The sequence below is a fragment of the Treponema socranskii subsp. socranskii VPI DR56BR1116 = ATCC 35536 genome, from assembly GCF_000468115.1.
Classification (GTDB): domain Bacteria; phylum Spirochaetota; class Spirochaetia; order Treponematales; family Treponemataceae; genus Treponema_D; species Treponema_D socranskii.
In genome coordinates this window covers 1-15,886 of the sequence record NZ_AVQI01000002.1, presented here as the reverse complement: position 1 = coordinate 15,886, position 15,886 = coordinate 1, and the positions used below count along the sequence as shown (strand labels likewise).

Sequence of the window (15,886 nt, the reverse complement as noted above, 5' to 3'; positions counted from 1 at the left end):
GGTTTCTGTTTTTATGGAATACGCTTTGCAATATCGATAAATTCTTTTAATTTCCATGTATACATTTTATTATCAATCCACACATAGATTTCAGTATCAGCATTCAATTCGGTCTTATTTTTAATAAGGGTATTTGTTTCACCTATAAATTTTGAATATATATCTTTTACGGTTTTGTCTTTTGTCTGGATAAATATATTATGTCCCTGTTTTAAAGCACGTTTAAACTGCGTCCCTAAAGTATTTATGTTACCTTGTACTTGCTTTGCTTCTGTAGGTACTCCGTCCATAATAAAATCATAATGTTTCCCGCTTCCTGTTTCAGCCGGCAAATACACAACATGACCAGAATTTCGTAACAATTTTGCTTGTGAAAGTTCTCTTTCAAACTTATCTTTTTCGGTCGAATTTCTTTTTGCGAGGCTCTCCCTGTTTTCAGCTACAAATATATTTTTGCCCCGTTCATTCCATTTTTCATCGGGAAACATATTCTCCGCGTGTGCGCGCGTAAGCTCCGTTTTAGGTGTCGTTTTCATCGGCTGTTTCCCGCCACTCGTGCCGATGTGTTCGCGTGTATATTCGCGCTCTAATCCCGTCTGCCTGCTAAAGTCTCGCGCTCGTGCCTGCCATTCGCCGATTTTCTGCCGCGCACGTGTGTTGTCAAGGTTCGCCGCTTTTTCGGATTCGGCAAGGCGTTTATACTTTCGGATATTGCGCTCGATTCCGCGTTGACGTTGCTCCGCTTCGTATTGGCTCATTCTCTGCCCGTTATACTCGACGTCCTTGTCTTTCATGTCGTCGAGTTCGTTATCACTGTAACGGGCTTCGGATCCCTCAAAATACGGATAAAACGAGTGTCGGCAGTTTATACCGCATATCCCATCCGCTTCCCCGTAGCCGCACGTATCGTAAAAGTTCGGGTATTTATCGGTGCTTCCGTTTAGCTTGTATATCTTCCCTTGCCATGCCTCGTGATTGCTCCACGGGTTCGGCCCGTCGCGGTTTCGCGCGCCGATATGCGCCGACACTTCGACTAAATCGCAACCTAAATCCTCGCAGTTGCTCATCGTTACCGTCGCCGCTGTATTATTTATGCTGGTTAAAACATTCATTCGCACGGCGGCTTCTATCGTACGCGTTACGGGTTTTCCGTTTTGATACTGCACGGTTGTTATTCCCCGTGCGGCCATATCGTTTACAGCGTGCCTTGTCGCGCTCTCATAATCAAACGCACCCGATTGTACTTCCATAAAAACGCGATTTGCCTGTTGTACAAATTGCTGTTGGCTTGTCGCGGCTGTTGTGCGTGTCAGACGCGATAAATTATTATGCGCGTTTTGCACGGTCGCGAGCGTCTGTTGCGCGCTCTGATCGCTTACCGTTCGACCCGTCGCCGCCTTGAATATTCGGTTGTCGTTTGCCGTGTTTTTTTTGAGCGCTTCGGTATACGTTTCCTGCACAGCTTTAATGATTTTTTTATCGTAGCCTTTTAATATCTTTGCAATGTTTTGTTTTAATCCGCCAGCTTCGGCGAGTATGCGCGATTGATAATCGGTCGCGTCGGTAACTTTACCCAACTTCGCAATACGGCGCGCCATATCGCGTAAGATGTCTGTTTCGAGTTGTGAGTAAATATCGACGAGCGTGTCGGCGGCACCTTCAAGATAGCGGGGAGAGAGCATCTACCACTTGCCCCGTAAGATACGCCATGCAAACCGTAAACGCGTACGAAGCGGATATGCGTTTATTATCTCTTTGATTTCGTCAAACAGTTTTCCGCTCGCGCTTCGTACCGCGTGCCTTACTTCACGCCTTGTTTTTTTATCGTTTTTCCCGCTCATACTATGCTCCAAAATTAAACGGATCGGGCGCGGCTTCGGGAATAGGCACATTCGCCTTTGCCGTCGCTTCGTCCTCACCGTAAAAGTCGCGCCGGTACTCCCATTTGCTTTTTACGCCCGCATTGATTTCGTTTATTGCAAGCAATTTTGCTTGCCCCATATCTTTCCGTGTCTGATCGTCGTTCCACGTTACGGTAATCGTCGCGTCGTTTTGTCCGATTCCGTATGCCGCCGCCATATAAGCGAACACGTTCGCGCATAATTGGTATTTGGCTTTGATTTCATCCTCGATACGATCGACGATTGCATAGAGTTCCTGCCTGCCGCCGGTGTACTGCGTCGCCGTCTGCTGCACGGCTTCGGCGTCGCTTATCGTGCCTTTGCCGATATTCGAGCTTAATTCGATACGGCGGAAAATCTGCTGGAGCATTGCGTTTTGCGCGTCGGTACGGAGCGCGGGCGTATGCTCGATTATCTTTTTCCCGTCTGTGCTTCCATCCCCGTCAATCATCGTAACAAGGCGGTTGAGCTCTTTTGTCATCTGGACGCCGAGTGTCTTTCCGTCGCGGATCGTACGTTTCATAAACATATCGCGGTCAGCCCAAACGCGCGCTTCGCCCGCTTTTTGCTCCCAGTTCATGCGCTCGTACTGTTCATCCGCGTCTTTAATAAGATTTTCGACGCCCGCAATAAGCGCAAACGGTACGTTGCTTCCGTCGATTTTATTTACCGCGTGATTGCGGAATTCTATAATCATCGGTTGCGCGACGTTCTGCCATGTATACACCGGCGTTATATTTGCCGTCTGCGCACAAGCGGAAAGCGGCACGAGTTTCAGTGCGCCGCCCTCGTTTGCGTAGAGCGTGCATTTCACCGTATGGTGCGCGCCGTCAAAATCATGTTCTTCAGTCAGTAAATACCTCTTGTTTCCGTCGATGATATTTTTCATAATTAAAGCGCCAGTCAATGTGCCGTCGAAGTCGTAGCGGGTAGGCAGGTAGTTCCCGAGTGGGATTGCCTCGTATTGTAATTTATTATTGCTGTAAATCGGGCGGATTACACAGCCGCCGAGTAGGGTGATGTACTCAACGACTTTATCAACGTTGTCATTCAAGTGATACATCGGCTGGGCGATCGCGTCGTTTTCAACCTCAAGCCCGATTTCGCGGCTTACAAGGTTGTTCAACCTGCCCGCGATCTGGTCTAAAATCCCGCACGGCGGCGCTTTATCGTTCCACGGCGCGTGCCCCGCAACCATATCCGCCCAGAGTGATATGCGCTCGTACATTTCGCCCGTGATATTTGTTTCAATTCCCGTTATCTGCTCGATTGTGTACGAGCGGAAAAGGTTTAATATGTTCATAAAAAATCCCCTTATCTGCGCTAACATCTTCGCCTCTCTTTATATAGTCATTTATTCGCCCGCGTGCCGGAACGTGCTTTCCATCGCATAGCGCACCGCGTCCATCGTGTGGTCGGCTTGCCCGTCGGGATAGCCTGTCATAACGTCTCCAGTGCGCTTATCGAGTTCGTACTCGTAAAGGGTAAACTCATCGGCCGCGTGCGGGCAGCGGTCTGGATCGATGACAATCTTTTTCAAGCCCTGTAGCCACTTAAAACCAGCGTCGCGGCTTCCCACCCCCTTTATTGCTCCCCGCATATCCGCTCCAAACGCGCGAAAGTCAGCGATGCTTTTCGGCTCGGCGCTGTCGGCTGTTATGCGCTCCGTCGTTATGCGGTCTTCACCGTCTTCGAGTTTCCCGCCGAGTTTTACGTAGGCTTTATTCATGTGGTCTTTCAATGCGCGATACGCCTCGATGTTTCCATGCTTATACAGGCGTAGTTCGTCGAAAATATAAAGCGTTTCGTTGCGATACGACATTGCCACGTATTGAAACGGATCGGGATAATAGCCCCAGTCGACGCCGCGTTTTATCACGTCGAAGCCTTTTATTTCGTCGTCGGTGATTTCGCGAAGCTCGACGTTCTCGAACACGTTTAACCCCGTGCCGGTCGCTTTGCCGAGATATATGTTTTCATACGCTCGTTTATTCGTTTTTTTCGTGTGTTCGATGTCGTGCAGGATAGCTTCGCCGAGCCATTCGCGCGGCACGTCTTTATACGTCGTATGTAAAACCATACGGTTCACGTCGCGTGTCCGCGCTTCGATATTGCACCAGTGCCGCTTTGCGCTCGGCGGGTTATAGCTTTCAAAAATATAAAACGTTTCTCCGCCACGTAAAACCGATATGCGGATATTCTGCAACTCCGCTTCGGTAAATTCCGTTTTTTCCTCAATCCATAAAATAGCAAAATAGCCGTTCGCAACTTTAATCGATTTCAGTTTTTCGGGGTCGTCGCAGCCTGCGAATATGATTTCCTGCGTCCGCCCGTTTTTGCGAATATATGTTATTGGAAGCGCCGCCGTCTTGCTCGCAGGGATTTTAAACCGCCCCTGTAAACCGAGTTTATGTATTGCCCAGACAATCTGCTCAAATACCGAGCGGCGTAAGGTTTTCGCCGTCTTGCGGATAACAAGCGCGTTGTACGACGGGAACATGACAATTAAAATAACAATCACAAGGCTGATAAACGAGGATTTACACGATGCGCGCCCGCCGGGAAAGGTATAGCGCTCTTTTTCATGCGCGAGAATTGCGCGAAACGCTTTGTTATACACCTTCGCGAAAATATTACTGCTTTGTATCGTCATCGATAATTATCCTCAACTCGGCGTCTTCGTCGTTTTCGTTTTCCTGCGTTCCTGCCAGCGCTCGCTGGTCTAGCGCGTATTCCCTGCGGCGTCTGCGCTCCAGCCACCACTTTGCTGTCTGAACGTTTCCGCTTTGTATGTCTTTAATAATTACCGACTGCGCCATGTCGTCGGTATGCTTCTTTTCTGTTTCCCACGTCTCGCGGGTTTCTGCCCATTTATCGACATACTTTCGCGCAGTTTCCCACGAATTACAGCCGAGCCGCTGTTGAACGACTGTCATTACACCGCCGCTATTTGAGATCGCTTTTAATACCTGCGCTTTTGTATATCCCTTTCCCACTCTCGTTTTCTCGTTCTGTTTTTACTCAAGCCCACCCGTTCCGACTGCGCAGTCGTTTTCTTTTGCCCATTTAGTCCAGCGCTTTCTGATTACATCGCAATAGCGCGGATCGAGTTCACACAGGCGCGCAATACGCCCTGTTTTTTCTGCGGCTATCAGCGTTGAGCCGCTTCCGCCGAACGGGTCTAAAACTATATCATCGCTTTTCGTGCTGTTTTTTATGAGGCGCGCTAAAATCTCGACAGGCTTCATTGTCGGGTGTTCCGAATTTCTCGGCGGCTTTTTTTCATAAATTATATCCTGCGGTGTTGCGTTTTCTATTCGTTTTAATTCTGCTTTTAACTCGTCCTTACTCATCTTTTCGATGTCTTTCTTTTTGTCAAATACAGTGCTGTCGTTTAATGCACCATAAAAATTGTGGCTTGCTCCGTCTTTCCAGCCGTACATAATAGGCTCATGCTTCCACTTGTAATCATTATGTGATAGCGTAAAAACATTTTTTACCCAGACTAAATACTGGTGCGGTTTATATCCCGCTTCTTTGAGCGCATTTATAAATGTATCGCTGTTTACCTGTGCATAGAAAATGTAATAAGCCGCCCCTGCCTTTGTAGCGTCAAACATCGTATGAAATGCGGTAATTAAAAACCGCTTCATTTCAAAATCATTTTTTCTATCATTGTGTATTTTTAATTTTTCTTGCGTTTTACCAGCGTAGTCCACATTGTATGGCGGGTCAGTCAATATTAAATCCGCTTTGGCGTCACCCATTAAATCCGCGAGTGTGTTTGCATCTGTACTATCACCGCAGATAAGACGATGCTTCCCAAGCTCATATACTTCGCCCGCCTTGCTTTGTGCCGGCTCATCTTCATTTATGGGCGGCGCTTCATCATCGTCTTTTGTGTCCTCATCGTCTATCATTGCTGATAAATCAAGTATTCCGTCGGGAAGTTTTATATCGTCGAAGTCAATTTCTACTCCGTCTAAAAACGATACTACGCTTTCCGCTGTCATCTCTCCATAAGTGGAATTCAGCCGAAGCAATAGATTTTTCGCGCCTGCCTCGTCTTTTGCGTTTACATACACTACAGGTAAATCTGGTATGCTCTCACCTGCGGCTGTCATACGTTGCAACGCGCCGAGCCTGCCGTGTCCGTCGAGTACGTGATTTATCCCGTCGTGCTGCCAGACAAAAAACGGGAAAGCAAAACCGTATTTATTTATACTCTTTATGATTTTGCTATAATCATCTTCCGTGCGTTTTTTAAGCCCGCCTTGAAATTCGGTCAACGCCGACAAGGGCAGAGTATCGTTTGTTTTACAGGTTATCTCCATACATATATAGTCATTTTTGTTTTACCTCTATGCTGTCGATCGCCTTAATCTTCAAGTTTTTGTATATCCGCCCGTGTTACGCCCATACTAATGAGCAGCAGGGTGCAATAGCCGATTATGTCCGCGACATCGTTTACTCGCGGCGTATCATCTGTATTTGCCTTAATGCGGCCGAGTTTATCGTCAAGACGAATTAAAATCGAATTCGCCGCATTGCCTTTGTAAAAAATATGCTTCGGCGATAATGCCGAATTTCCGTATTTTTCATTTTTGTGTACGAGCAAATCGCGCATCGCCTCTGTAATGTCGATGATTTTCTCCCGTGCCGTTGTATCGTCATTCGTCATAAATAATTCCCTTCAGCTCATCTAAATCCACAAAACTGACTATTTTATCTACCTTCCGGCAATAAAATAACTCGTGTAAAACCCGCAAATATAAATATGCGACAAAATTATCCGCGATGTACCATTGCGGCTCCCGCATCAGTTTTTCAATCACGTAATTCGTCGCATCGATCGCTTTTTCGTGCCGCTCATATCTGCGAAGCGCTTTAACGTTTTCGTAACGCGCCGATGTTTGCGCGATGATTCTTTCGCACACCTCGATGCCCAACGTATACATTGCACTAAGCGCCGATTGATCGCCGTTTACCCTATATTGATACTGATACTCAAGTAAACGCTCGTTGTCGGTTTGCGGGGCTGCAATGTGCGGTATTTTTGTAACATCGACCCGCTTTTCCTCTTCGTAAAAATCAAACGGCAATAATAATTGCCCGTCCGCTACACTCTCCAACTCTCGCATCCCACCGTTGATATCAAAATTTTCGTCGGATTGAGCCGGTCGATTACGGCCGAGCCGACATAGCCCGCGAAATCCTCAAGAGACAGATTGCTGATGTATACCGTGCTTTTCTGCCTGCTGTCGGCAATGTCGAAAATCGCGTCCTGCTCCCACTGCGTTTTTTTCCGCCCGATTTCATCGACGACAAGCAAATCCGCGAGGGTCAGCTCGTAGGAAATTCTGTCGCGGGTTTCGTGCGATCCGAACGATTCGGCGTTTTTATACCGCGCCGAGAGCGTCGAGCCGGTAACGTAATCGCCCGACCAGTACGCCGGCAAATCATACGTGCGGTTCCGTTTCCGCGTGCGTAAAAGCTCGTGTATCATCCAACAGGCAAAATATGATTTACCGATCCCCGATTCGCCGAGCATTAAAATTGACACGGGCTTCCCCGTTTTTACAAGCTCAAACGCATTTAGAGCGTCGCGGTAAAACCTCGCCCGTGCCTCGCTTCCGGTCGTATTCAGTTCTCGCGGCATGTCGTAAAACTTCGGCGGCACGATTTTTTTATACGTGCTTTCGGCGAGCACTGCGTAGTATTCCCGTTCAGCTTCCCGTGCCCGATTGTCCCATTCGCTCGCCGCTTCGGGGTCTGCGAGCAAGTCGTCGCGGATTTTTTGCAACCGCGCGATTTCGGTGTCGATCGCGCACCCGATCGAGCGTATTTGTGTATTCAGATCGCTCATGCGTATACCCCCGTTTTCCAGTTTTTAACGATCTCGCTCGCCTTTGATTGCTGGCTTTGATCGCCGTCCATGCCATGATTTTTCGGCGGTGATGTCTGGAAATTATTTTTTTCCCACGTGCGGACGGCCGCTCGCCAGTCTTTCATTGCGCTTCGCCCACCGGCTTTCCATCCGCGTGCCTCGTAATAATCCCAAAAATATTGAGGGTCGATATTGTTTTTACGTTCGGCGCAATATGCCCGTATTTCGTCGACCGTAGGCTTGACAAAACGCCGTTTCGGGGGCGCTTGCGGCGCGATAGTGCCGCTATGTGAATTTACATCTGCATCTACATCTACATTTCCATCAACATCTACATCTACATCTACATCAAGGTAGGACTGGCTAGGACTGGCTAGGCGGTCGCTAGGCGTGGCTAGACACTCGCTAGGACTGGCTAGAGGTTCTTTTACCTGCGCGTCGTCGGCTTGCTCTTGCTCTTTATTGCTAGAGCTTTGTTCTTTTTTTGTACCGGCGTTTAGCGCTTTTTGGATACCGCCTCGTTTGCCGTTTTCCATATTTTTTATTCTGCGGGCTTTTGCGTTGTCCATGTCGTTTTTAATTCCGACCCACAACGCCCGTGCCAGCCCCGTAAAATCCGGTTCTTCTTCGCGCAGTCCGTAGTTTATAATTGCTTCTAAAAATTGCCCCCTTATAGCCGGATCGAGGCATTCTAACTGTTCTTCCCATGTCCCGTAAAAAACAAAACTTTCCGCCATTTTATCCCTCACTTATAACCAACTATCGCCGTTGTTATCTAAATACGGTTTAATGAGCGTAAAAATCATTTTCGGTACGCCTTGCAATTTTGGTAATTTACCCATAAATACATACTCGTTTATCGCTCGCATGAGCGCCCCGTACTGTTTATCGTCGAGTTCACTCATGGCTTCGGCAAAAAAATCATAAAATCTAAAACTACCCGTCATTCATTTACCCCCGTATTTTAATAATTCCGTATCGTATATCTTTTTACAGAGCGCGATACACGCTCCGTCATCGCGGCTTATATCAAGCGCCGCGTTGCATTTTAGACTGCACGTCATCCCGATGTTGTATCGGTGATCGATAACAAAATCGCCGTATTTCGCGCGGTTTACTTTCGTATTTCCGATACGGTGCGCGCCTTGCGCTCTCGCTCCGAGCGGTGAGCCGCATACTTCGCACACCCCGCCGCTTATTGCGAGCGCATATCGGCGCTGTTGCATTTGCTGTTCCGTCATACGCATACGCCCCCTACAAATTCAAATAAATTGTGTTGCGCTATATGGTCTTTGTACCGTTTCTCCTGCGCATCAAAATAATAATTGTCTATCTCGCATCCGACAAAATCAAAACCCATATCATAAGCGGCTATACGACTGGAGCCGCTACCAAGATGAGTGTCTAAAATTTTGTCGCCTTTTTTTGCGTAATTTTTCAAAATCCATTTATACAATGCTACAGGTTTTTGATGCGGGTGAATTTTCTTTTGTCCTGTTTCTGTGCCCATCCTGTATCCGTCCCAAGCGATTGATACAATATTGCATGGAATTTTAATGCTGGAATAAGCTATTTCGCATTTCGAATAACGCACAACTTGATTATTTGCCGATTGTTTGTCCCAGACAATCAAATAATTTGTACTACCGAGATATCGCGTATAATAATTGTACCCAAAAATAATTTGATTTTTTGAAACACGTTTAAGCTCTTTAAAATATTCAGCGTTTGGGATAGCATCATTTTTGTATGACGTTTGTTTAAAAACGGCACCCTTGTTTCTTTTTTTCCAATCTTCACCAATTCCGTATGGCGGATCAACTATAGCCAAATCAAAAAACTTATCGGGGCAATTCATCATATACTCCATACAATCAATGTTGTGTGTTTCGTTTATCATCTGTCACCCCGCGTGAGCCTTATTTCAAAATAATCCCGATCGAGATTTCGCCCTGCCCATTCGACAAGTTCGCCGATTGTCGTATTTTCGTCGCATACCTTTGTGAGCAATACGTCTTTCCAGTCGTATTCACCGTTCTGGACTGTTTCCTCAAACGAAGCGACGATTATCGGATTAGTTTTTGTCATTGTGCCCACCTTTAACAAAATAAATACGGTTTCGTCGACGTCAAAATCTTTTCATTCGCGACTTTGTAAAAATCTTTCTTTATCTCAAACCCGTATGCCCGTCGTCCGAGATTTTTAGCCGCTAAAAGTGTTACACCGCTTCCGGCAACCGGATCGATTACGACATCGTCCTCGTCGGTAAATATACGGATAAGATTTTCAATCACTCCGATAGGCTTTTGCGTCGGGTGTACTTTAGGCGTTACGTTGTCCCGCTCCCAATCGAGACAATTAAAAATCATCTTGCCATTGTTATTAAACTTTGGCAATTTTTCACGATAAAACAAAACCGCATATTCACAATTTCCGACTATCCGCATATTCGCCTTTAAGACTTGCGCAGAAAAGTTTTTCCGAAAAACAAGATTGATATAATTATTAAGCCCGTATTCTTTCGCAAGTTCGATAAGCTGGAATTGCTGTTCAAACGCACAAAACACAATCATGCACGGAGCTTTTCCGCGCTCTTTCGGCTCTTTAATTAACATCCTGTTACAAAAGTGCATAAACTCCGGCGGGCGAAAATCTTTGTCGGTATCGAAAAACTGTTTACCCGCAAGCTCCGATTCGCCGTTTTTATTGTCGCCGTCTATGTACCATTTCGGATTGCTTCCGTATGCGTTGTTTCCGATGTTGTACGGGATGTCGGCGATGATTAACTGCGCTTTCGGGATTCCGTAGACTTTATAATTCTGAAAATGGTCGTTAAATAGTTTTATGCGCTCCATATCTTTTTCCTATTCTCGCTCTTTCACCATCCCAATTCCGCCTCGATTTCGGCCTGCATCTTTTCAATATCTTCATCAGATTTATTTTCAAACTCGCCTTTATGATATGGTGAGTTTCTTAGAGCCAAACACTCTAAGCAAGCGTTATGTGTCACTGTTTTATGGCAAGGGCAACTCGCTACACAAGGTTCGCTAAACTTTGATTTTAATTTCATTTTCATTCCTCTTTCAAAATTATTCCCAAATCCGCCGCGAGTATGTGCGCGGCTTCGATGAGTTTCGCACACTCATCGGTACTGCTTTCGCTCTCCGGCTTCGGAGTTATGACGCCGTGAAAATCCGTATACGGATAGCCCATCTGTTCAACTGCAATCATTTTCACGGCGTTTTTTACCGCTTCGTAATCGTTGCCCGTTACGTTGCATATCTGCATGATATGGCCATTGAGGTGATGATTTTGCGATCCGTCGCCCGTTGTACGCGGGCGCTTAGGCTACGCGATGGTAACGAGGACATAATCGTTGTGTTTGTCGCGGCACTTTACGAGTTCGCGCTTTATCGCCTCGCGGATCGCCGTGTCTGCTGGCACTGCAAACGCGATATGTCCCTTGACGTATTCTCGATGCAAAATAACCGTTACCATCGCCGCGCCTCTTAAAACGGCAAATCTTCGGGAAAATCATCGCCCCCGCCGAATTGCTGTTGCGGGGCAGTCGTTTGATACGCCGGCTGTTGCGGTTGCATATAGTTCCCCTGCATTCGCGGCGGCACCTGCGACGGGTTGTCGCGATACGTTTCCTGTACGCGTCCGTAATTTTGCGGCGCGGGCGCACTTTCGGGCGCGGATGTCCCGCCGCCGAGCAACTGCACCGAATTCGCAACGATGTTCACTTTGCTGAAATTCTGTCCGTCCTTTTGCCAGCGATCCTGTTTCAGATAGCCGTCGACGGCGATCTGCTTCCCCTTGACAAGATACGGTTTCAGATTCTCCGCAGTTTTACCCCAGATCGTAACGTCAAAAAAACTCACTTCGTCCGTCCATTGCCCGTCCGATTGTTTTACGCTTCGGTTTACGGCGATGCTCACCTTTGCGCACGCCGTCCCGCCCGTCGTATAAAAAAACGTTCGCGGGTCAGCGCCGAAGTCTCTTGTTAATCTCCCGATTACAAGCACGTGATTAATGTCCGTCATAATTTACCCCCGTTTTTGGTACAAACTTTTGTGCCGATTTACGACAAAAAAGCTCCCGCGTCGTTTAAGCCGCGCACAACGCAACACCGTATCGACGTAGCAATTTACGCAATCGGGATATATCCGCGCGACGGCGTTTTTTAAGTCATACCCCGAAAACTGTTTCCCCGCCGGCATCCGATCGATCACTATGCCGACCGCTTCGCAGATGCTTGTGATGTCTTTCTTTGCAAGTTCACCCGTCATTTCTACCCCCTTGCTTTTCGATTGCCACATCGAAAAAATATCCCGCGTACTCTTTTCCGTTTTTTATGTGCGTTTTTATCCTGCCCGATGTCGTCGAAAACCACTCGGCGCATTTCAGCACCGACGGAAAGATTTTCGGCTTCGCCGCCGCTGTCTCATACGCGGGGATTGCGATAACCGCTGTCATACCTGCCTCGCTCAAAAATCCAACCTCTCAAAACCAACATACTCGATACCGTTCGATGTAAGGAGCGATTTTACCTCGTTGACTTCCGACGGCTTTATGCGGATTGTTACAACGTATTCAACCGATTTTTCTTCCGCCGCTTTTTCAATGCCAAGTGCCGCTTGCGCGAGTCTGTCGATCGGCGCGTCTTGTATTTTCCGCGCGTTTTCTTCCCGCACTTCCGCGCGTTGCTTTTCGATTTGTTCTCCGTGCTCCCGCGCCTCTCGTTCGGCTTTTTCCTTTGCGACGGCTTCCCGTTGTTTCGCGAGTTCTTCGCCGTAGTCCATTGTGTCGGAGATGTTCAAACAAATGAGATAATGCGCCTTGAGTGTCTCGGCGTCATCGCCGTACTTTTCGATAATTTTAAGTTCCGAATAAATTCGTTTAATAATCGCGTCCATCTCCGCGCTGATGTCGCTTTCTTTTGCCGTTTTATTCAGCCACTTCGGATTAAAAATTTTTTCGAGCGGAACGACATCAAAGTTTTTCGAAAGCCAAAGTTCATTGACGCGCACTTCTTTCGCACGTTTTTCTTCGGCCTCTTTCGCCTTGACGATTTCGTCGAGCTTCCCGCTTGCTTCACCGATTTTCTTTTCAAGTGTTTTGCACCGTGCTTCAAAATCGGCATAGGGTTTCATAAGCTCTTTCATCAGCTGGATGCGTGATTGCGACAAGAGTTTTTGCGCGTTGTTTAATTCCGCGCGGTCTTTTTTTGCCGCGTCCGCGTCTCCGAGATACGTTTCGGGCGTATAGCTTTTGAGCTTCTCATCGACATACAATTCAAGCCCCGCAATATTTGTTTCGAGTACGCCCGTGATATTTTTCGTTACGACCAACTGCAACGCATTTGTTTCCGTTTGTTTTTTTTCTGCCATATTATTTACCTACCTGTATTCCTTTTCGTTTGAGATACGAGACGACGCGCTCATACATCGCAATGACTTCCGCGTCGCTTCCCGTGCGGAGCGCTTCTTCGGCGAGTTCGTACGGCTTTCCGCTTAATTGGCTTTCGTATTTCATCAAAAGCGTTTCAAGCTGTTGCACGACGTCCGCCGGTTTCGGTTCGTTTTTTACTTCCGCACTCGGCGCTTCCGCTTCATCGGCAATCGTCGCTGTCGCTTCGTGTGTGATGTCGCGTTCTTTTGGCGCGTCTACGCCCATTTCGTCATTGGTGTACGGCATACCGCCGAATTCGTCGCTAAAACACAAACGAAACGCCTGCGCGATTGCGACCTTGCGCACCATAAAGCTCGGCATTTTACGCCAGATCGCATTCGGCTCGCCCGTCTTTTTACTCGTCTGCACGCACTCGGTATAAAACGCCGTATGTGTAAACGGATGCGTCCAGTCCTTACGCCAGATCGTAACCGTCGCGGCAAGCGTCCCGTCTTGCAAACTGCCCGTTATTTGCGCCTGCCAACCATCGAGCTTCCCGATCCGTTCGGCGCGTTTGAGATATACCTCGTAGCCGGTAACAATGGAGCATTGCCGATATTGCCCCTCGCCGTATACCGTGCAGTAAATTTCGCGCTTGAACGGATTTAATCCGTACAGCCGCGCCATGTTGACAAACATCGCCTTTTCTTTCGGCAAGAGCGATTTTGTCAATCCGGTTGTATCGAGATATTCCATGATTGTTTTTTCGTCTACGGGAGTGATTATCTCCGTAGCTTCTTTTTTAATAATTTCATTCATTCTTGCACCTCTTAAAAATTATTAAACGCGCGCGGCCGCTTGCGTTATTCAGGCGTGCGGGGCTTGCACCCGCTTTATATCTGTGTTGCGCCGACTTATATACATCCTGCTTCTCGCAGTTTTTCTAATGCCTCGTTTCCGCTTATTACCACAAACGCAACGCCGCCCTTGCGGTTTATGTCGCCGATCCGCGCCGCCTGTGCGTCAGACAACCTGCCGCCGACGGGTCGCTTGCACTCGATTGCCAAAAAACGCCCGAAATTGTCATAGCCCTCAAAATCGAGTGTTCCCGCTTCGGCCGTCTTAACAAACCGTTTCGCGCGCCCCTCGCCGATTGCAAAGCTCCCCGTGTTTATCCGCTGGAGCTTCAGTCCGGTGATGCGGATCACCTCTTTCACTTCGCGGACAACTTCGCTCTCCGGCACATCGCGCAACGCGTTCATACAAGCTCCGCCGCTTCGTCGAGCGAGAGCATACGCAGGCGCCGCTGAAAACCTTTTGCCGCATTTCGATGGAACATCTCCATCTCCGCATCGCCGAGTATTTTTGATTTTTCCGCTTTCTCCGTCTCTTCGGCAATCTTGGCGATAATTTGTTCGTATCTCGTCATTTATTGCTCCTTGACCCATTTTTCCAATTCGGAGAGGTAAAACCGGCTGGCTGCTCCGCGTCCCGATTTTTCAATCGGCGCGAGCTTATGCGCTTTTATACGCCCCGCAGACACCCACGCATACAACGTCCCTCGCGATACCCCCAGATACTCCGCAGCTTCCGCCATCCCGACCGGTCGCTCGTATTCCCTTACGTTTTCCATTTTGCACCCCTAAAAAAAAGGCGCACAAAGCCGTCATCTCGCTTTATGCGCCAGTTGGACGTTCTCCTTGTCCCCGTCCGTTGCCAAAGGCAACTACGCAAGATGACGTAACGTAATTGTCTTTTATCCTTTTTGTCTTGTTTTTATGTATATTACATACAAACGTCCTATTTGTCAAGTAATTTTCAGTAAATATTTTACATTTTTTTTATTTTTATTGCTTTTTTCTTCATATATGCTAAAATGGCAGTATGGACATAGCTATTTTTTGGGAGGGGATAAAAAAATTGTGCAAACAGCATGGTATAACCCAGAAAGAGCTGTCAATCAAAATCGGGAAAAGTGCGCACGCGATTGAAAAACAAATCCTGCGTAATACAATTCCTGATGCAGAGGAAATCGTAAAAATCGGGAAAGTCTTCGGAATATCACCGAGCGATTTATTAATTAATAATTTTGACGGTATTACACGCGATATACCGACAAATGCGTTTGTCGTGCCGATACTCGATCAAGAATTATCTGCGGGTAACGGCGTAGACTTGCCGTCAACCGACGTTGTAACCGGATATTTTCCTGTACCGAAAGAATTATCCCGTTACGGCGAACAGCTTGCAGCTCTGCACGTGCGGGGGGATAGTATGGAGCCGACGCTGCGATCCGGCGATATGGTTGTTTGCGATAGTTGCGGGTGGGACGGAACAGAGGGGCTGTATGCGATCCGATTAAACGGGTGCGGGTATGTTAAACGTGTGCAGGCGGCGCGCGGAACGTGCATTATCCGAAGCGACAATCCAAAATACGGATCGTTTGAAGCTCCCGCAGACAAACTTGAGCTTATCGGACGCGTGCATTATGTCATACATAAACTCGATTGATTGCTCGTGTAAGTCGCTCCCGTATGGGAGCGTAGCACGAGAAAAAATTAATAAATATGTAGCCTATAATGTAGCCAATTCAAATTTAAAACTCAAAAAACCGCGAAAAATGTATTAAAACTCACGGAATTTATAATTTCTTTTCTTATATTGATATTTTGTTTTGTTTGATTATTTTTATATTATATGCGAC

General features: G+C 47.3%; 26 protein-coding genes. 1 reads left to right on the top strand and 25 read right to left on the bottom strand.

What is annotated here, in order from left to right:
• Positions 1 to 11: 11 nt before the first annotated feature.
• From HMPREF0860_RS00345 to HMPREF0860_RS00235, 25 genes are all read right to left on the bottom strand, one after another.
• Positions 12 to 1,682: a phage minor capsid protein gene (locus tag HMPREF0860_RS00345; RefSeq protein ID WP_021329345.1), complete on the bottom strand. Its 1,671-nt coding sequence runs from the start codon at positions 1,680 to 1,682 to the stop codon at positions 12 to 14.
• Positions 1,683 to 1,842: 160 nt separating this feature from the next.
• Complete coding sequence (locus tag HMPREF0860_RS00340; protein ID WP_244870183.1) at positions 1,843 to 3,204, bottom strand: phage portal protein; 1,362 nt, start codon at positions 3,202 to 3,204, stop codon at positions 1,843 to 1,845.
• A gap of 51 nt (positions 3,205 to 3,255) precedes the next feature.
• Positions 3,256 to 4,521 (bottom strand): PBSX family phage terminase large subunit, encoded by a 1,266-nt coding sequence (locus HMPREF0860_RS00335; protein WP_244870182.1) that lies wholly within the window; start codon positions 4,519 to 4,521, stop codon positions 3,256 to 3,258.
• A 13-nt stretch (positions 4,522 to 4,534) separates the two neighbouring features.
• On the bottom strand, positions 4,535 to 4,837 hold the full coding sequence (locus tag HMPREF0860_RS00330) for a hypothetical protein (RefSeq protein WP_156001970.1): 303 nt from the start codon (positions 4,835 to 4,837) through the stop codon (positions 4,535 to 4,537).
• An 81-nt stretch (positions 4,838 to 4,918) separates the two neighbouring features.
• Positions 4,919 to 6,235, bottom strand: coding sequence for a DNA modification methylase (locus HMPREF0860_RS00325; RefSeq protein WP_021329314.1), 1,317 nt, complete (start codon positions 6,233 to 6,235; stop codon positions 4,919 to 4,921).
• A 44-nt stretch (positions 6,236 to 6,279) separates the two neighbouring features.
• On the bottom strand, positions 6,280 to 6,582 hold the full coding sequence (locus tag HMPREF0860_RS00320; protein ID WP_021329254.1) for a hypothetical protein: 303 nt from the start codon (positions 6,580 to 6,582) through the stop codon (positions 6,280 to 6,282).
• Positions 6,572 to 7,033 carry a hypothetical protein gene (locus HMPREF0860_RS00315; protein ID WP_021329325.1) on the bottom strand — a complete coding sequence of 154 codons (462 nt, stop codon included), beginning with the start codon at positions 7,031 to 7,033 and terminating at the stop codon, positions 6,572 to 6,574. The genes HMPREF0860_RS00320 and HMPREF0860_RS00315 overlap by 11 nt, the downstream gene beginning before the upstream one ends.
• Entirely contained in the window at positions 7,021 to 7,767 is a 747-nt protein-coding gene (locus HMPREF0860_RS00310; RefSeq protein ID WP_021329344.1) for an ATP-binding protein, read from the bottom strand. Before HMPREF0860_RS00310 ends, HMPREF0860_RS00315 begins: the two co-directional genes overlap by 13 nt.
• On the bottom strand, positions 7,764 to 8,525 hold the full coding sequence (locus tag HMPREF0860_RS00305) for a DUF6291 domain-containing protein (protein WP_021329307.1): 762 nt from the start codon (positions 8,523 to 8,525) through the stop codon (positions 7,764 to 7,766). Before HMPREF0860_RS00305 ends, HMPREF0860_RS00310 begins: the two co-directional genes overlap by 4 nt.
• Positions 8,526 to 8,537: 12 nt before the next feature.
• Complete coding sequence (locus HMPREF0860_RS00300; protein ID WP_021329300.1) at positions 8,538 to 8,735, bottom strand: DUF6291 domain-containing protein; 198 nt, start codon at positions 8,733 to 8,735, stop codon at positions 8,538 to 8,540.
• A complete protein-coding gene (locus HMPREF0860_RS00295; protein ID WP_021329320.1) occupies positions 8,736 to 9,029 on the bottom strand; it encodes a hypothetical protein in 294 nt (97 codons plus the stop codon).
• Positions 9,026 to 9,688, bottom strand: a complete 663-nt coding sequence (locus tag HMPREF0860_RS00290; RefSeq protein ID WP_021329308.1) for a DNA methyltransferase — start codon at positions 9,686 to 9,688, stop codon at positions 9,026 to 9,028. Before HMPREF0860_RS00290 ends, HMPREF0860_RS00295 begins: the two co-directional genes overlap by 4 nt.
• Entirely contained in the window at positions 9,685 to 9,876 is a 192-nt protein-coding gene (locus tag HMPREF0860_RS00285) for a hypothetical protein (protein WP_021329330.1), read from the bottom strand. Before HMPREF0860_RS00285 ends, HMPREF0860_RS00290 begins: the two co-directional genes overlap by 4 nt.
• Positions 9,877 to 9,887: 11 nt before the next feature.
• Positions 9,888 to 10,643, bottom strand: coding sequence for a DNA-methyltransferase (locus HMPREF0860_RS00280; RefSeq protein WP_021329319.1), 756 nt, complete (start codon positions 10,641 to 10,643; stop codon positions 9,888 to 9,890).
• Between the two features lie 23 nt (positions 10,644 to 10,666).
• Positions 10,667 to 10,858, bottom strand: coding sequence for a hypothetical protein (locus tag HMPREF0860_RS00275; protein WP_156001967.1), 192 nt, complete (start codon positions 10,856 to 10,858; stop codon positions 10,667 to 10,669).
• A 2-nt stretch (positions 10,859 to 10,860) separates the two neighbouring features.
• Positions 10,861 to 11,076 (bottom strand): hypothetical protein, encoded by a 216-nt coding sequence (locus tag HMPREF0860_RS14060; protein ID WP_021329266.1) that lies wholly within the window; start codon positions 11,074 to 11,076, stop codon positions 10,861 to 10,863.
• A 60-nt stretch (positions 11,077 to 11,136) separates the two neighbouring features.
• The gene (locus tag HMPREF0860_RS14055; RefSeq protein WP_021329256.1) at positions 11,137 to 11,286 is read right to left on the bottom strand and encodes a hypothetical protein; all 150 of its coding nucleotides are present in this window, start codon (positions 11,284 to 11,286) and stop codon (positions 11,137 to 11,139) included.
• An 11-nt stretch (positions 11,287 to 11,297) separates the two neighbouring features.
• Positions 11,298 to 11,834 (bottom strand): single-stranded DNA-binding protein, encoded by a 537-nt coding sequence (locus tag HMPREF0860_RS00265; protein ID WP_021329334.1) that lies wholly within the window; start codon positions 11,832 to 11,834, stop codon positions 11,298 to 11,300.
• A 3-nt stretch (positions 11,835 to 11,837) separates the two neighbouring features.
• Entirely contained in the window at positions 11,838 to 12,080 is a 243-nt protein-coding gene (locus tag HMPREF0860_RS00260) for a hypothetical protein (protein WP_021329289.1), read from the bottom strand.
• Positions 12,070 to 12,267 (bottom strand): hypothetical protein, encoded by a 198-nt coding sequence (locus HMPREF0860_RS00255; RefSeq protein ID WP_021329312.1) that lies wholly within the window; start codon positions 12,265 to 12,267, stop codon positions 12,070 to 12,072. The genes HMPREF0860_RS00260 and HMPREF0860_RS00255 overlap by 11 nt, the downstream gene beginning before the upstream one ends.
• Before the next feature lie 11 nt (positions 12,268 to 12,278).
• On the bottom strand, positions 12,279 to 13,181 hold the full coding sequence (locus HMPREF0860_RS00250) for a DUF1351 domain-containing protein (protein WP_021329295.1): 903 nt from the start codon (positions 13,179 to 13,181) through the stop codon (positions 12,279 to 12,281).
• A 1-nt stretch (position 13,182) separates the two neighbouring features.
• Positions 13,183 to 14,001, bottom strand: a complete 819-nt coding sequence (gene bet, locus HMPREF0860_RS00245) for a phage recombination protein Bet (protein WP_021329327.1) — start codon at positions 13,999 to 14,001, stop codon at positions 13,183 to 13,185.
• 95 nt (positions 14,002 to 14,096) lie between these two features.
• A complete protein-coding gene (locus HMPREF0860_RS00240; protein WP_021329328.1) occupies positions 14,097 to 14,444 on the bottom strand; it encodes a hypothetical protein in 348 nt (115 codons plus the stop codon).
• A complete protein-coding gene (locus tag HMPREF0860_RS13685; protein WP_021329346.1) occupies positions 14,441 to 14,611 on the bottom strand; it encodes a hypothetical protein in 171 nt (56 codons plus the stop codon). Before HMPREF0860_RS13685 ends, HMPREF0860_RS00240 begins: the two co-directional genes overlap by 4 nt.
• The gene (locus HMPREF0860_RS00235) at positions 14,612 to 14,815 is read right to left on the bottom strand and encodes a helix-turn-helix transcriptional regulator (RefSeq protein WP_038082053.1); all 204 of its coding nucleotides are present in this window, start codon (positions 14,813 to 14,815) and stop codon (positions 14,612 to 14,614) included.
• A 251-nt stretch (positions 14,816 to 15,066) separates the two neighbouring features.
• Here HMPREF0860_RS00235 and HMPREF0860_RS13075 point away from each other — a divergent pair, with 251 nt between their 5' ends.
• On the top strand, positions 15,067 to 15,693 hold the full coding sequence (locus HMPREF0860_RS13075) for a LexA family transcriptional regulator (RefSeq protein WP_021329337.1): 627 nt from the start codon (positions 15,067 to 15,069) through the stop codon (positions 15,691 to 15,693).
• The last annotated feature ends 193 nt before the right edge of the window (positions 15,694 to 15,886 follow it).

Bases quoted from the DNA above. Each gene is read 5' to 3' on its own strand.
- HMPREF0860_RS00265 (WP_021329334.1), bottom strand. From the start codon at position 11,834: ATGACGGACATTAATCACGTGCTTGTAATCGGGAGATTAACAAGAGAC.
- HMPREF0860_RS00255 (WP_021329312.1), bottom strand. From the start codon at position 12,267: ATGACAGCGGTTATCGCAATCCCCGCGTATGAGACAGCGGCGGCGAAG.
- HMPREF0860_RS13075 (WP_021329337.1), top strand. From the start codon at position 15,067: ATGGACATAGCTATTTTTTGGGAGGGGATAAAAAAATTGTGCAAACAG.
- HMPREF0860_RS00290 (WP_021329308.1), bottom strand. From the start codon at position 9,688: ATGATAAACGAAACACACAACATTGATTGTATGGAGTATATGATGAAT.
- HMPREF0860_RS00250 (WP_021329295.1), bottom strand. From the start codon at position 13,181: ATGGCAGAAAAAAAACAAACGGAAACAAATGCGTTGCAGTTGGTCGTA.
- HMPREF0860_RS00345 (WP_021329345.1), bottom strand. From the start codon at position 1,682: ATGCTCTCTCCCCGCTATCTTGAAGGTGCCGCCGACACGCTCGTCGAT.
- HMPREF0860_RS00300 (WP_021329300.1), bottom strand. From the start codon at position 8,735: ATGACGGGTAGTTTTAGATTTTATGATTTTTTTGCCGAAGCCATGAGT.
- bet (WP_021329327.1), bottom strand. From the start codon at position 14,001: ATGAATGAAATTATTAAAAAAGAAGCTACGGAGATAATCACTCCCGTA.
- HMPREF0860_RS00295 (WP_021329320.1), bottom strand. From the start codon at position 9,029: ATGACGGAACAGCAAATGCAACAGCGCCGATATGCGCTCGCAATAAGC.
- HMPREF0860_RS14055 (WP_021329256.1), bottom strand. From the start codon at position 11,286: ATGGTAACGGTTATTTTGCATCGAGAATACGTCAAGGGACATATCGCG.
- HMPREF0860_RS00240 (WP_021329328.1), bottom strand. From the start codon at position 14,444: ATGAACGCGTTGCGCGATGTGCCGGAGAGCGAAGTTGTCCGCGAAGTG.
- HMPREF0860_RS13685 (WP_021329346.1), bottom strand. From the start codon at position 14,611: ATGACGAGATACGAACAAATTATCGCCAAGATTGCCGAAGAGACGGAG.
- HMPREF0860_RS00320 (WP_021329254.1), bottom strand. From the start codon at position 6,582: ATGACGAATGACGATACAACGGCACGGGAGAAAATCATCGACATTACA.
- HMPREF0860_RS00275 (WP_156001967.1), bottom strand. From the start codon at position 10,858: ATGAAATTAAAATCAAAGTTTAGCGAACCTTGTGTAGCGAGTTGCCCT.
- HMPREF0860_RS00340 (WP_244870183.1), bottom strand. From the start codon at position 3,204: ATGAACATATTAAACCTTTTCCGCTCGTACACAATCGAGCAGATAACG.
- HMPREF0860_RS00235 (WP_038082053.1), bottom strand. From the start codon at position 14,815: ATGGAAAACGTAAGGGAATACGAGCGACCGGTCGGGATGGCGGAAGCT.
- HMPREF0860_RS14060 (WP_021329266.1), bottom strand. From the start codon at position 11,076: ATGCAGATATGCAACGTAACGGGCAACGATTACGAAGCGGTAAAAAAC.
- HMPREF0860_RS00280 (WP_021329319.1), bottom strand. From the start codon at position 10,643: ATGGAGCGCATAAAACTATTTAACGACCATTTTCAGAATTATAAAGTC.
- HMPREF0860_RS00310 (WP_021329344.1), bottom strand. From the start codon at position 7,767: ATGAGCGATCTGAATACACAAATACGCTCGATCGGGTGCGCGATCGAC.
- HMPREF0860_RS00325 (WP_021329314.1), bottom strand. From the start codon at position 6,235: ATGGAGATAACCTGTAAAACAAACGATACTCTGCCCTTGTCGGCGTTG.
- HMPREF0860_RS00285 (WP_021329330.1), bottom strand. From the start codon at position 9,876: ATGACAAAAACTAATCCGATAATCGTCGCTTCGTTTGAGGAAACAGTC.
- HMPREF0860_RS00260 (WP_021329289.1), bottom strand. From the start codon at position 12,080: ATGACGGGTGAACTTGCAAAGAAAGACATCACAAGCATCTGCGAAGCG.
- HMPREF0860_RS00330 (WP_156001970.1), bottom strand. From the start codon at position 4,837: ATGACAGTCGTTCAACAGCGGCTCGGCTGTAATTCGTGGGAAACTGCG.
- HMPREF0860_RS00305 (WP_021329307.1), bottom strand. From the start codon at position 8,525: ATGGCGGAAAGTTTTGTTTTTTACGGGACATGGGAAGAACAGTTAGAA.